Here is a 14299-nt window from a genome sequence, read left to right as displayed (position 1 = left end):
AGCATCCTATAAGAAGAATTTCGCCTTATAGGATGCTTAAATTATTATGTCTCTGTATCTAGTTGTTGTATTTGAAATAAATTAAAATATGCCCCTCGTTTACTCATTAGCTCTGCATGTGTACCTTCCTCTGAAACCTCTCCGTTTTCAATCACTATGATCTTATCAGCATGTGTGATAGTGGAAAGTCGATGGGCCACAATAATAGTTGTGCGATTTTCTGTTAAACGTGCCAACGAATCCTGAATTAAAGATTCGCTCTCTAAATCTAATGCTGAAGTCGCTTCATCTAGAACTAAAATAGCTGGATTTTTTAAAAATACTCTCGCAATTGCTACTCGTTGCTTTTGACCGCCAGACAGTTTAACTCCTCGTTCCCCAACCTTTGTATCGTATCCTTCTGGAAGCTCCATGATAAAATCATGAGCATTAGCAGCTTTTGCGGCGGCAATAATCTCTTCCTCCGTAGCATCTGGTCTTCCCATTAATATATTGGTTTTTACTGAATCACTGAATAAAATATTATCCTGTAATACAATACCTATCTGTTGTCTAAGAGACTCTATCGTCACATTTCTTACATCGTGACCATCTATTGTTACACTTCCAGAGGAAACATCGTAAAAACGAGGTATTAAGCTAATAATAGTAGACTTACCTCCACCGCTCATTCCGACAAAAGCAACTGTCTCTCCAGCATTCACTTGGAAGCTGACGTTCTTAAGGATTGTATGTCCTTCTTCCTCATATTTGAATTGGACATTCGAAAAGGTTATATTTCCTGCAGCTTTCCTTAAAGGATAAGCACCCGGCTTGTCCAAAATATCATACTCTTCATCCATTAGCTCAAATACTCTGTCCATAGACGCAATAGATTGTGTAAGCGTTGTAGAGGAGTTCACTAGCCTTCTAAGCGGACTGTAAAGTCTTTCTATATAAGCAATAAATGCCGCCATAGTTCCAATAGACAGATTTCCATTAATTACTTCGTAGCCGGCATATGCAATGACAAGAAGCGGTGCAATATCGGTTATCGTGTTTACCACTGCAAAGGCCTTGGCGTTCCAAATTGTTTGGTCAACAGCCTTATCTAAAAACTCCCCATTGGTCTCATTAAAGTTCTTTTGCTCATGCTTTTCTAACGTAAAGGTTTTAATGATACTCATTCCTTGCACCCGCTCATGCAAGTAACTCTGCACACCCGCAAGCGCTTGCGACCTCTTCCTCGTTAAGTCACGGAGTCTCCCAAAGAAATACTTCACGCTAAATGCGTAGAATGGAAATGCAATAAGCGTAACAATTGTCAGCTTTACGTTCATCGTAAGCATAATTCCGATAGCGATTAAGATTGTAGCAAGATCAAGCCATACATTCATTAATCCAATCATGACAAAGTTCTTCGTTTGCTCCACATCATTAATCACACGAGAGATAACTTCGCCTACACGATTATTTGAATAATATTTCATGCTTAGCTTTTGTAAATGTCCATATAACTTCTGACGTATGTCATATAAAATTTTATTACTTACTAATTGAGCTAAGTATTGTCGGTAGTATTCTACAGGTGGACGGACGATGAAGAATACAATGGCAGTCCCCCCCAGCCAATAAAACAGTTGCCTTATTTTTTCAGGGTTAGTGAGCGTTTCTGCACCAATGATGTCATCTAAAACAATTTTAATTAAATACGGAATAAAAAGTGGGATTGCAAACTTCACAATACCTATTATGATGGTCAGGAAAATCTGTAAATTATATGGCTTTACAAATCTCATATATCTCTTGATAGAACCCATTTTGAAACTTCCTTTCTAAAACGGAAAAACCTGTTGGGCATTCAACAGGTTTCCATTACTCGTTAAGCTGTTTATAAAAGTGATAACGACTTGTCCAAGCTTCAATAAAGTCAGGAGCGAACGGTCCTCTTCTTTGCTTGATCCAAGATATAAGTTTTTTAATATTCCCTTCTAAAATAGCATCCATTTCAGGTGGGTATTTCATTTCACTCTTATGTTGCTCGTATTCATCCTCGTCAAGAATCGTATAGGACATATCAGGGAAAACCTTCACGTCTAAATCATAGTCAATGTATTTTAATCGACCATTATTGTAGACAAAGGGTGAGCTAATATTAATGTAATAATATACCCCATCTTCTCGTAGCATACAAATAATATTAAACCAATGCTCTGCATGAAAATAACAAATGGAGGGCTCCCTTGTAACCCAAGTCCTACCATCCGCTTCAATTACAAGCGTTCGTTCATTTGCTCCTATCACAATATTTTTAGTACCCTTTAGAACCATCGTTTCTTGCCAGACACGGTGGATACGGCCATTATGTTTATAACTATGAATTTGAATAATTTCTCCTTCTGTTGGAATCGCCATGATTTAGCCACCTTTTCATCAAGCGCAATTTATATAATTTTTCCTATTTTCATATTATAACAATCCATAGGAAAAAACTGTAGTAAAAATAGGTTTGGTAAGTTAAATTTAAATTTAAAAGGTCCTTTTAATAAATATGTAGGAATCAGTTCAAAAGATATGTCAGGAAGTATTCCTCTATGTCAGAAATATTTTCTTTTAGGTAGGAGCGATATTTTGATTTAGAACAAAATCAGCGAAGGCAATATGCCCTCGCTGATTTTTGGTGTATCCATGTTCTTATTTTGAAGAATTGTTAAAAGAACCGCCTGCATACTTCCCGCTTGCTTGCTGTTTTTTCATTTCAGCTTGACGGTTTTGTTCTTTAACTTGTTGAATGTCAGTTTCAGATGCAAATTCTGGCTTTTTGTTCTGACGTTGACTGCTATTCTTTTTCATGGATTTCACCTCCGTACAAACATTATGATGTGCAGGTGAAGTGATATTATTCATTTGTTTTTATTTTTTCACGCAGTTCTTTGAATGATTTAAATCATTTTATTAGTGATCGGTTGTTGGACTTTCGAGCATGCTAGTAAGAGTAAATTCAAGTAAATTTCTTTTTATATTCATTAAAAATCTTTAATATTGGGACTGGCATTGGAAGTGCCTCAATTTCTTCCATAGTAAACCACTTGCAGCTACTTGGAAGCATCTTCTCTTGTATAAGAGAGCCTTCAAAGCTTTCCATTTCCCAAGTTAAATGAGAAAAGACATGCTTAAACGCATTGATTTCCTTGCCTTTTTTTATTTCCACTCCATATTCGTACTCCATTATTTCCTCTATAGTATGAGAGGTGGTAGGTAGCTCTACCATTGGGAATTGCCACATGTTCGAGAGGAGACCTTTACTTGGTCGTTGCTCCAATAAAATCTTCTCATCGTCTCGCTTAATAATCATTGACTTCATATAATGAAGCTTTGTCTTTTTGTTGCTTGTTTTAATAGGCAAGTCTCCCTGCTTACCTTCAAAATAAGCAGTACAATATTCTCTGACAGGACAAAGAAGACATTTTGGTTTAGTTGGGGTGCATATTACTGCTCCCAGTTCCATTAACCCTTGATTGAAGGAGGATGGATCTTCTTTATCAATGAGCTCCATAACTGCACGTTCAAAGGTTTTCTTTGTTTTAGGCTTTGCAATGTCCTCTTCTATAAGTAAAATCCTTGAAAGAACTCTCATGACATTTCCATCTACTGCATGTTCAGGAATCCCGTAGGCAATACTTAGAACAGCTCCTGCTGTGTATGGTCCAACACCTTTTAATTTAGATATTTCCTCACGACTTGTTGGAACTTGAGAATCATAAGCCTCTACTACCTCTCGTACACCAGCTTGTAAATTTCTTGCTCTGGAATAATAGCCTAATCCTTCCCATTGTTTTAGAAGTTCTTCCTCTTCTGCAGAAGCTAAGGCTTCTAAGGAAGGATATTTCTCAATAAACCTTTCATAATAAGGTATAACAGTTTCTACTTTTGTTTGTTGAAGCATTACCTCGGAGACCCAAATCTTATATGGATCTGTTGTCTTTCTCCAAGGAAGATCTCTTTTTTCTTCTAAATACCAGGTGACTAACGCATCTCTAACCTTTTGTTTATATATCTTTTCCACTTTTTGTATCCTTTCTAAAAAGATTATGGGAAATGAAAAACGGGTATGTAAATAATGATATTTACGTTTTATAATAATATTTGACTGTTTCCTAAAGGAGCTGATAAAGAGCATGGATACAGGTACGCATTTCGTTATGGGTATTGCACTTGGTGGGTTAGCTTTTGCCGATCCCGTAGTAGCTAATAGTACAATCACCACTACTGCAGTTATCGCCGGAACAATAATCGGCTCCCAAGCACCTGACATAGATACTGTATTAAAGCTTAGAAACAATGCCGTTTACATACGGCATCATCGTGGGATTACCCACTCTCTTCCTGCTGTACTTTTATGGCCACTGCTTATTTCTGGAGTTTTATGGCTCATTATGCCTTCTGCTGACTGGCTTCATATTTGGCTTTGGACATTTTTGGCCGTCTTTTTACATGTATTTGTTGATATATTTAATTCTTATGGAACCCAAGCGCTCAGACCATTCTCTCGAAAATGGGTGGCATTAGGTGTTATTAATACCTTTGATCCAATCATTTTTGGAATTCATATTATCGGGATTTTCATTTGGTTTTTCGGAGCAAATCCAGTAATTACCTTCCTTATTATGTATGGGGTAATAATTCTGTATTACATCCTCCGTTTTGCAGTACAAAAAGCAGTAAAAAATAGTGTGAAAAAAACGTTGCCAGATGTTGAAGAAATAATAATCGCTCCAACTATTCGTTTTTTGAGTTGGCGAATTGCAGCCACTTCTGCAACTCATCATTATGTTGGAAGAGCTTATGGCCGTTCCATTACGATCTATGACAAATTTGAAAAGGTCCCAATACCGAGCTCCCCTTTAGTGAGAGCAGCATTGGATGATCCCAATCTAAGTGCGTTCATTTCTTTTTCCCCGATTTTTAGATGGGAAATTAACAAGTTTGACAATATACATGAAGTACGATTAATCGATTTGCGGTATAGGAGTAATGATTACTATCCCTTTGTGGCTGTTGCCCATTTAGATGAGGATTTAGAGATAGTCAATTCCTATACAGGTTGGATATTCAGCGAGGATAAGCTACGAAAAAAATTAGATTTTATATCCAATTAATAGCGCTAGTACCACTGAAGCTAGACATATAAAACACCATAAACGCTTGGTTTATGGCATTATCGAAGGAGAAGCACTTATGATGATTAAATCATAAGTGCTTCTTTAGTTGTTGGTGTTACTGGGTTCTCCGCTGTGTCGGATGCTTTCCGTGAGGTCAATAGGACGTTGGTCAGAAACCGGTTAGGGATAGAAGAAGTGAGTCGCTCGTGGCGGACGCTTTCCGCGGGGGCGTGGTAAGCCAGCACCCAACGCTAACGCGCATGGTTGTGCTGTCTTACCTACCACCCTGCTCCCGCAGGAGTCGCCGCCAGTCGCTTCCGGTTGGAAATAGAGTGTATGAAGAATATGTCAAATATATATTCCATTCTCCAATCTTTTCAATAAGACGATAGCACCCAACATTAACGAGGGGCTAGCTTACCTATCCCTAATACACCAGAAGTCTTTTTCCTAAAGAATACCTCATCAAAATTCTCACTTTCTTCTTAACCCCTCAGCTATCCCTATCGCTTGTTACGTTGCTTATTCATTTGCATCTAGTAGATGCTTATACTTTTCATTTGTGTTTGCAAATTCGTGTAGCTGTCCTCCGTAGCCATCGATCCATTTTCGAATGACCATTTCTGTAACTGCAGCTCCCTTATACTCATATCCCGCTCTTGCATAGGAGGATTCAAAGTCAGACCAGAGCAATTCAATCCAAGCAAGTGCCTTTTCATAAGAAAGCTTGTCATTTTTTTCTAGTAGTAATTGAGTTAGTTCTTCGATTTTTTCTTGCATGCTACTTCCCTTCCTCTACTGGTTCTAATAAAGATATTGGTAATGCTTCCTCATATTTTTCTCCACCCAATCGATATCCCCAAGCGAATCTTCCTTTTAAATATTCTACGTAGAAAAATACTCCTGGATCTCCGCTTATTCTATACAGTTCTCCCTTTTTAATGGAAAGAGGATCGGTCAGATAAGATTGTGCTAATGTTACTTTTCTTTCATATACAGCGAATTCATTAACAATTCCCAGCTGCTCAGCTTTTCGTGCTTTTTCCTTCAGTCTTGCTATTTCTTCTCTGAGCTCCTGCTCTGTCATCTCACTATATTTCTTATCCCTCATGTTGTTCCAGCTCCTTCTTTTCTATAAAAGCCTCTATATGCTCAATTGGGAAGCCCTTCTGATAAAGAGCTTGCTTTACTTTATTATGTAAATCAAAGCCGCTAAGCTTATTACTATATTTTCTCCAAATCTTTTCACCTTGAGCTTCTATTAACGTTTCCCATTCATCTTGCTCCTTTTCTAAAGGGAGAGATTCCATTGCTGAGGATATGATGGAAAAGCTGAAGCCCTTTCTTAAGAGAAGGTCTTGTGCTTTTTGTTTTATTTGCAAAGGAGTCTTTGTATGATTTTGTTTGATTAATTTTTCAACTAATCCTGTTGCTATCTTAACCTGCTCCTCTTCTGAATAAGCCGATAAAACCTCGTCCTGAAGTTGCTGTTCAATACCTTTTTTCTTCAACTCCACTCTTATAGCCCTCGGTCCCTTTTTGGCATTTTTCTTTTGAGTTGCTACAAGTGCCTTTGAAAAGCTTTCATCGTTTAGAAAACCATGCTCGTAAAGCTTTCGTATTGCTTCAATCACAACAGCTTCACCAAATTCGCTTGCTAACAGCTTGTCTTTCACCTCTTGCTCGCTTCTCATACGATAGCTTAAGAACTGAATTGCCTTATTGTAAGCCTTTCTTACCTCGTCATCAAAAACCATTTCATCTATCGTAAAGGCTGCTAAAACTTTCCCTTTTGTTAGCTGGTATTTAACGAGTACCGCTTCGTCTACACTAAAAGCATATTTTTCATCTAAATAGAGATTATATCGCTCATTATTATTTTTTTGTCTTGCTATCTTTGTAATAACGGGCATACTCACTCTCTCCAATCTATTCTAGTACTTCATTATACCTTACAACTAACTTTTCGATAAAGTATCCTGTTTTTCGACAGGGAGATAGGGTATTAGAAAATGTTAGAATAAGAAGAAAGAGTAAGGAGGCAAAGAAATGAAAATTGCTATTACTGGTGGGACCGGCTTAGTTGGGAGAGCATTAACAAAGCTTTTAATAAAAAAAGGACATCAGGTAATCATACTTACTCGATCCCCTAAACAGGATGAAAAATCTATTACCTATGTAGAATGGTTAACAGCTCAGGCTTGCCCAGAAGAAAGGCTTGAAGGAGTAGATGCGATTGTTAATCTTGCAGGAGAATCCATTAACAATGGTAGATGGACAGAAGGACAAAAAAAGAAGATATACGACAGCAGAATTTTAGCAACCGAAGAGGTTTTGCGAATTATTCGTTCTTTAGAGCACAAACCAAGTAACTTAATTAATGCTAGTGCTATTGGTATTTATCCTGCTTCCTTGGATACAAACTATACGGAAAAGGAGTCTAATCTAGGTAAAGACTTTTTAGCAAAGACAGTGGCTGATTGGGAGCAAAAAGCAGAAGAAGCCAGCCTGCTAGGAGTAAAGGTAGCATATGCAAGATTCGGGATTATATTAGATAAAACAGAAGGAGCATTACCGTTAATGGCACTTCCCTATAAGCTGTTTGTTGGAGGAAAAATCGGCAGCGGGCAAAATTGGATGTCTTGGATACACATTCAGGATGTAGCAAAATCGATTTTGTTTGCTATTGAGCATAATTTGGGAGGTCCGTTTAATGTTGTTTCCCCAAATCCTATCCGAATGAATGATTTTGGTAAGATTTTAGCATCTGTGCTTGGAAGACCTCACTATTTTCCTGTACCAGCCTTTGCATTAAAGATTGCTTTGGGAGAAAAAAGTCAGTTAGTAATAGAAGGACAACATGTGACACCACAGGTTCTGCTGCAAAATAATTTCCCCTTTCAGTTTCCAGACCTCGAAAGTGCTTTAAAAGACATATATGAATAATTACCTTCCAAGAGTGCAACCTACTAAAAAAGTGTTGCACCTTTTTTGGTGAAAGTAAATTGGAGGGAAACAAATCGTGAAATCTCATATAGTTGGAATAATAATGGCTGCACTCATATTTGGAGTAGGCTTGTCCTACCAGCCGTTACCTGCAGAAGCAAAGGAAATTCATTGGGGCTTTAAAAAGGCCCGAAACGAAATACCACCAGAAGCTGGTGCTGACCTAGATGCATTACTTGAAAAATATGATGCTTTCTATAAAGGTCCAGCTGATCAAAAAATTATCTACCTTACCTTTGATAATGGCTATGAAAACGGCTATACCGAAAGTATTTTAGACACTTTAAAGAAAGAAAACATTCGTGCCACTTTTTTCTTGACCGGGCACTACTTAGAAAGTGCGACTGATTTAGTACAACGTATGATTAAGGATGGACACCAAATCGGAAACCATTCATACGGTCACCCGAATTTAGCTAGACTTTCGAAGTCAGAAATCAAACAAGAGCTAAAAAAGTTTGATAACCGTTTAAAAGAGCTTACTTCTTTGGAGCGTACTACAGTTACAAGGCCTCCAGAGGGAACTTTTAATGAAGAGGTTTTGGAAGCAGCACTAGAAGCTGGCTACCAGCATTTCTTCTGGTCGGTTGCATTTATTGATTGGCATCGTGACCAAAAGAAAGGTGGTCAGTATGCTTATAATGAACTAATTACACAGATTCACCCTGGAGCGATCATTTTAATGCATACCGTATCTCCAGATAATGCAGAGGGACTTCCAGCATTCATCACAGAAGCTCGAAAAAGAGGATATACTTTTGGAAAGCTTGATGATTTAAACCTGGCGAAAACTAATCTCCCTAGCTATACCCTACCTTAATAACAACATGGAGAAGCACTGGATCATCTAGGCTTCTCCATTTTATATTATTTCTTCTACTTCAGTTTCCATTTCTTGATCTGTCTTTTTATTATTTCCCAAATCAAATATATCCTTTAAAGATGCTAGCAAATGAAATCTTTTCCCTTGCCAGTGTGTGTATAATATAGGTATACTGTTTTATTGGCTAAAAAGGACGTGAATACATGAAGGAACAAACGATGATACAAGTCGGACAAGAATTCCCTCTCACAATAAAGAGATTAGGTATCAACGGGGAAGGAGTCGGCTTCTTTAAGCGAAATGTTGTGTTTGTAAAAGGAGCTCTGCCTGGAGAGGTAGTCATTGCAGAGGTTACAAAGGCTACTCCCAAATATGCAGAGGCGAAGATAAAAAAAATTAGACAAGCCTCTTCCGATCGAGTAACTCCCCCTTGCCCTGTATATGATGCTTGTGGCGGCTGTCAGCTCCAGCATATGACGTATGAAAGAGAGTTAGTGGAAAAAAGAGATATTGTGATTCAGGCTTTAGAGCGGTATGTGAAGGACCTGGTTCCATCCATCGAAGTCAAAGAGACGATTGGGATGGAAAATCCTTGGCTTTATCGTAATAAGAGCCAGTTTCAAACAAAGAGACTGGGTAGAGATGTAGTTGCTGGTCTGTATGCAGAGGGTACTAATAAGTTAATTGATATTAATGAATGTATGGTACAGCATCCTGCAACTACAAAGATTACAAACGAAATAAAAGCATATCTACAACAGCTTAATATTCCTATATATGATGATAAAAATCCAAATGGTATTGTTCGCACAATCGTAGTACGAACTGGAATGAAAACAGGACAAATACAAGTAACATTAGTGACAACTCAAAAAAAGATGCCTCATAAAGAAGAGCTTGTCCAAATGATTCGTAAAATAGATGCCAATATAGTATCTATCAATCAAAACATCAATAAAGAAAAAACCTCTCTAATATTTGGAGATGCTACGTTTAATCTATATGGAAAAGAAACAATCCATGAAAAACTTGGTGAGTTGGCATTTGATTTATCTGCCCGTGCATTCTTCCAGCTTAATCCAGCACAGACAGAGCACCTATATAACGAGATTGAAAAAGCAGCCAATCTGACAGGAAAAGAAACTGTCGTAGATGCTTATTGTGGTGTTGGAACTATTGGTTTATGGCTTGCCAAAAATGCAAAGGAAGTACGGGGAATGGATATCATCGAGGAATCCATATCGGATGCAAAGAAAAATGCAAAGCGTAATGGCTACACGAATACCCTGTATGTCCACGGACCAGCAAAAAAATGGCTGAAAAAGTGGAAAAATGAAGGCTTTATACCCGATGTATTAACAGTAGACCCACCACGTACAGGGCTAGATCAGGACTTTATTCAAACAGTTTTAGAAATTAAACCAAAACGTTTTGTCTATACATCTTGCAATCCTTCCACACTTGCAAAGGATTTGAAGGACTTATCAAAAGCCTATACTATCGAATATATCCAACCAGTAGATATGTTTCCTCAAACAGCTCACATCGAAGCCGTTTGTTTATTAAAGCTGAGAGAGGATAAGACTGTAAAGAGGAGAGGAAGAAATGGAGAATAACGATATTCTAAGACGTGTAAGATACGCTCTTGATTTAAAAAATCCTGAAATGGTAGAAATCTTTAAGCTTGGTGGCGTAGAAATCTCAAAGGCTGATGTAATTGAGATGCTGAAAAAAGTAGACGAGGAAGAAGAACAGGATACGTTGAAATGTAATAACAAAATGATGGAGTCGTTTTTAAACGGTCTAATCGTTTACAAAAGAGGACAACAAGACAATAATCAGGCTCCTCCCGTTCCTTCTAACGAACCTATCAATAATATGCTTTTAAAAAAGATGAAAATTGCTTTATCTCTAACTAGTGAAGATATGATGGAAATATTTGAAGAGGCCCGTATTAATATCACGAAAAGTGAGCTAGGGGCTATCCTTCGAAAAGAAGGACATCGAAATTTTAAAGAATGTGGAGATAAATTTGCCAGAAACTTTTTAAAAGGGTTAGCTATTAAATACCGCGGGTAACAGTGTCTAAGCAATGTTCTCAGACCTATCGAAATAGACTAGAATTCTCACCATACGAATAAAATCCTAAATTTAATATCAAAAAATGCACTTACAATTGAATAGAAAATTGTAAGTGTTTTTCTTTTTATTTTCGAAACACCCAAATCCTCATTTTAACCTAAAAAATACACTACCTAACTCCCTCCTTTTTATAATTGTGTAAAATTACCAACTAGAACACCCTGCCTTATTTAAATGCAACTTTCTGTATATTTATTATTTCATTTCAAAACAAAATATTTTAAAGTAAAGAATACTTTTACATGTTCATTTACCAAACAGGAATCATTATGCATTATTTTGATTTTAGTGATAATTATTTATTTTTTTATTTAAATAAAACGGTATAATTTTCTTGCTTTCCGAATATTTATATAGCATGATTGGAGTAATCTCTGAGTTGTCAGACGACTAACAAATTTATCACAAAAGGGAGAAATGAAAAATGATTTATGCAAATCCTAATACAGATGGCGCTATTGTTAATTTCAAAGAACGTTATGATAACTTTATCGGCGGCGAATGGGTTGCTCCAGTAAACGGGGAATACTTTGACGTTAAATCTCCAGTTACAGGACAAGTTTTCACGAAAGCAGCTCGTTCTACAGAAGCTGATATCGAGTTAGCTTTAGATGCAGCACACGCTGCAAAAGATGCTTGGGCAAAAACAACTGTTGCTTACCGTGCAATCATCCTTAACAAAATTGCTGACCGTATGGAAGCAAACCTAGAAAAAATCGCTGTAGCTGAAACTTGGGACAACGGTAAAGCAGTTCGTGAAACATTAAATGCTGATATTCCTTTAGCAATTGATCACTTCCGTTATTTCGCTGGAGCTATTCGTGCACAAGAAGGTGGAATCAGCCAAATCGATAACGATACAGTAGCTTACCACTTCCATGAGCCAATCGGAGTTGTAGGACAAATTATCCCTTGGAACTTCCCATTACTTATGGCAGTTTGGAAAATCGCTCCTGCTTTAGCTGCAGGTAACACAATCGTATTAAAACCAGCTGAGCAGACTCCTGCTTCTCTTATGGTATTAATCGAGCTAATCCAAGATTTGTTACCAAAAGGTGTACTAAACGTTGTTAACGGATTCGGTGTAGAAGTAGGTAAACCACTTGCTACTAATCCACGTATCAACAAAGTAGCTTTCACTGGATCAACTGGCGTTGGTCGTCTTATCATGCAATATGCAACAGAAAACATTATTCCTGTAACTTTAGAGTTAGGTGGAAAATCTCCTAACATCTTCTTCGAGGATATTATGGATGCAGATGATGAGTACTTCGATAAAGCAATTGAAGGTTTAGTATTATTTGCACTAAACTCTGGTGAAATTTGTACATGTCCTTCTCGTGCACTTGTTCAAGAATCTATCTATGAAAAATTCATGGAGCGTGCATTAGAGCGCATTAAAGCGATTAAAATTGGTAACCCACTTGATACAGAAGTAATGATGGGTGCTCAAGCTTCTAGCCAACAATTAGAAAAAATTCTTTCTTACATCGAAATCGGTAAAGAAGAAGGCGCTGAATTATTAATCGGTGGTACTCAAAACAAACTTGATGGTGACCAAGAAGGCGGTTACTATGTTGCTCCTACAGTATTCAAAGGAAACAACAAAATGCGTATCTTCCAAGAAGAAATCTTTGGACCAGTACTTTCATTAACTACTTTCAAAGACTTCGACGAAGCAATGGAAATTGCTAACGACTCAGAATTTGGTCTAGGCGCTGGTGTTTGGACTCGTAACATCGATACTGCATACCGTGCAGGTCGCGCTATCCAAGCTGGACGTGTTTGGACAAACACTTACCACCAATACCCTGCTCACGCTGCATTCGGTGGATTCAAACAATCAGGTATCGGTCGTGAAAACCACTTAATGATGCTTGAACACTATCAACAAACGAAATGTTTACTAGTTGGTTATAACAAATCAGCTATGGGATTCTTCTAATATAGAAAGAGATGAACAGATGATGGTCAAACGTGTAATTGCAACAGATGCAGCACTTGCACTTATAGAAGAGCTTGAAGCCAAGCATGGAGCAATCATGTTTGTACAATCTGCTGGATGCTGTGACGGTTCTGCTCCTATGTGCTATAAGCAAGGTGATTTCTATATTGGAAGCCGTGATTTACTTATCGGTACTATTGGGAACGTCCCTTATTACATGCATAAAACCAATTTTGGTTATTACGAGCATACCCAGATTATTCTGGATGTCGTAAAAGGCATGGGAGCCTCTTTCTCCCTCGAGAGCACAGGCGAGTATGCATTTCATATTCGATCACGTGTTGATACGGAAGAAGAAAGACAACAATTAGAATCTATACAATAAGAAGAGCAAACAAATTGAATTGCTTAAAAACTTAAGATTAAATACCTATTTATCAGGCTACAGACTTCTCAATTTCCTTTGAGTTGTTTGTAGCCTGTTTTTTTGTTAATAGACATAATACTTTGAAAGATTAATCGAATCATTTATATAAATGGAAATTTATCATATTTATTCCTTTTCACATACAGACGCTGATTAATTACTTGCGAAGCTCCCCTCCTTCGAATTAGTTATCCCTTTAATAAAAACCTTGTTTATTAACATTATGTCGTGGTACCTGTAAAAAAAAGAGTTAGAAAGGAGTATTAGATGTTTACATTAGATTGGACAAATATTGGGAAAATAGCTCTGTTAGGATTAATGGGGTATGTTGTATTAATTTTGCTATTAAGAATTGCCGGCAAAAGATCGCTTTCCCAGTTAAATGCATTCGACCTCGTTGTCACCGTCTCCATTGGATCGATATTAGCAACGATTATGCTTGATCAAAAAGTCTCCATTTTTGATGGAATCACTGCATTAGCTACGCTGTTACTTCTTCAGTGGATATTTACTATGACAACTAAAAAGTCTAAGAAATTCGATGACGTTGTTACAGCTGATCCAACCCTCCTCTATTACAACGGTTCTTTTTGCAAAAATGCGCTTAAAAAAGAGAGGATTCAAGAAGAAGAAATTATCCAATCTGTTAGAATAAATGGCGATCTTTCGATGGAGCAAGTCAAAGCCGTAGTTATAGAGCCAAATGGGGAAATCTCCATTCTTCCAGAAGAAGAAACAGAGAAAATTGATACCCTACAAAATTTGGAGAACAATTAGTGAGTTTAGCGTTTTTTTTAGGACTAGCAGGGTAAGTA

The 14299-nt window shown here is 37.4% G+C and carries 15 protein-coding genes; 8 read left to right on the top strand and 7 right to left on the bottom strand.

What is annotated here, in order from left to right:
- Window positions 1-44: 44 nt before the first annotated feature.
- From AC1ECF_RS08895 to mutY, 4 genes are all read right to left on the bottom strand, one after another.
- Window positions 45-1799: an ABC transporter ATP-binding protein gene (locus AC1ECF_RS08895; RefSeq protein WP_480389052.1), complete on the bottom strand. Its 1755-nt coding sequence runs from the start codon at window positions 1797-1799 to the stop codon at window positions 45-47.
- Window positions 1800-1854: 55 nt separating this feature from the next.
- Window positions 1855-2394: a nucleoside tri-diphosphate phosphatase gene (gene ntdP / locus AC1ECF_RS08890; protein ID WP_480389051.1), complete on the bottom strand. Its 540-nt coding sequence runs from the start codon at window positions 2392-2394 to the stop codon at window positions 1855-1857.
- A gap of 279 nt (window positions 2395-2673) precedes the next feature.
- Window positions 2674-2886 (bottom strand): gamma-type small acid-soluble spore protein, encoded by a 213-nt coding sequence (locus tag AC1ECF_RS08885; protein ID WP_480389050.1) that lies wholly within the window; start codon window positions 2884-2886, stop codon window positions 2674-2676.
- Between the two features lie 94 nt (window positions 2887-2980).
- Window positions 2981-4045, bottom strand: coding sequence for an A/G-specific adenine glycosylase (gene mutY / locus AC1ECF_RS08880; protein ID WP_480389049.1), 1065 nt, complete (start codon window positions 4043-4045; stop codon window positions 2981-2983).
- A 112-nt stretch (window positions 4046-4157) separates the two neighbouring features.
- Here mutY and AC1ECF_RS08875 point away from each other — a divergent pair, with 112 nt between their 5' ends.
- Entirely contained in the window at window positions 4158-5138 is a 981-nt protein-coding gene (locus AC1ECF_RS08875; RefSeq protein WP_480389048.1) for a metal-dependent hydrolase, read from the top strand.
- 525 nt (window positions 5139-5663) lie between these two features.
- Here AC1ECF_RS08875 and AC1ECF_RS08870 read toward each other — a convergent pair.
- The 3 genes from AC1ECF_RS08870 to recX are packed head-to-tail and all read right to left on the bottom strand — an operon-like array spanning window position 5664 to window position 7054.
- Complete coding sequence (locus AC1ECF_RS08870; protein ID WP_480389047.1) at window positions 5664-5921, bottom strand: YfhJ family protein; 258 nt, start codon at window positions 5919-5921, stop codon at window positions 5664-5666.
- A gap of 1 nt (window position 5922) precedes the next feature.
- Window positions 5923-6252 carry a YfhH family protein gene (locus AC1ECF_RS08865; protein WP_480389046.1) on the bottom strand — a complete coding sequence of 110 codons (330 nt, stop codon included), beginning with the start codon at window positions 6250-6252 and terminating at the stop codon, window positions 5923-5925.
- Window positions 6242-7054, bottom strand: a complete 813-nt coding sequence (recX, locus tag AC1ECF_RS08860; RefSeq protein ID WP_480389045.1) for a recombination regulator RecX — start codon at window positions 7052-7054, stop codon at window positions 6242-6244. The genes AC1ECF_RS08865 and recX overlap by 11 nt, the downstream gene beginning before the upstream one ends.
- Before the next feature lie 136 nt (window positions 7055-7190).
- Here recX and AC1ECF_RS08855 point away from each other — a divergent pair, with 136 nt between their 5' ends.
- The 7 genes from AC1ECF_RS08855 to AC1ECF_RS08825 all read left to right on the top strand — a co-directional run bounded on the left by AC1ECF_RS08855 (window position 7191) and on the right by AC1ECF_RS08825 (window position 14261).
- Window positions 7191-8087: a TIGR01777 family oxidoreductase gene (locus AC1ECF_RS08855; RefSeq protein ID WP_480389044.1), complete on the top strand. Its 897-nt coding sequence runs from the start codon at window positions 7191-7193 to the stop codon at window positions 8085-8087.
- Window positions 8088-8160: 73 nt separating this feature from the next.
- Window positions 8161-8967 carry a polysaccharide deacetylase family protein gene (locus AC1ECF_RS08850; protein ID WP_480389072.1) on the top strand — a complete coding sequence of 269 codons (807 nt, stop codon included), beginning with the start codon at window positions 8161-8163 and terminating at the stop codon, window positions 8965-8967.
- 206 nt (window positions 8968-9173) lie between these two features.
- Window positions 9174-10586 carry a 23S rRNA (uracil(1939)-C(5))-methyltransferase RlmD gene (rlmD, locus tag AC1ECF_RS08845; RefSeq protein ID WP_480389043.1) on the top strand — a complete coding sequence of 471 codons (1413 nt, stop codon included), beginning with the start codon at window positions 9174-9176 and terminating at the stop codon, window positions 10584-10586.
- Window positions 10576-11049, top strand: a complete 474-nt coding sequence (locus AC1ECF_RS08840; protein ID WP_480389042.1) for a YehS family protein — start codon at window positions 10576-10578, stop codon at window positions 11047-11049. Before rlmD ends, AC1ECF_RS08840 begins: the two co-directional genes overlap by 11 nt.
- 487 nt (window positions 11050-11536) lie before the next feature.
- Window positions 11537-13057 (top strand): acetaldehyde dehydrogenase ExaC, encoded by a 1521-nt coding sequence (exaC, locus tag AC1ECF_RS08835; protein WP_480389041.1) that lies wholly within the window; start codon window positions 11537-11539, stop codon window positions 13055-13057.
- 22 nt (window positions 13058-13079) lie between these two features.
- Window positions 13080-13442 carry a DUF779 domain-containing protein gene (locus tag AC1ECF_RS08830; RefSeq protein WP_480389071.1) on the top strand — a complete coding sequence of 121 codons (363 nt, stop codon included), beginning with the start codon at window positions 13080-13082 and terminating at the stop codon, window positions 13440-13442.
- A gap of 309 nt (window positions 13443-13751) precedes the next feature.
- Window positions 13752-14261, top strand: a complete 510-nt coding sequence (locus AC1ECF_RS08825) for a DUF421 domain-containing protein (RefSeq protein ID WP_480389040.1) — start codon at window positions 13752-13754, stop codon at window positions 14259-14261.
- Window positions 14262-14299: the final 38 nt, after the last annotated feature.

It is taken from the genome of Psychrobacillus sp. Z3-81 (genome assembly GCF_056620325.1).
The sequence above is the reverse complement of the archived record's forward strand: the minus strand, read 5'-3'. Positions and strand labels throughout refer to the sequence as shown.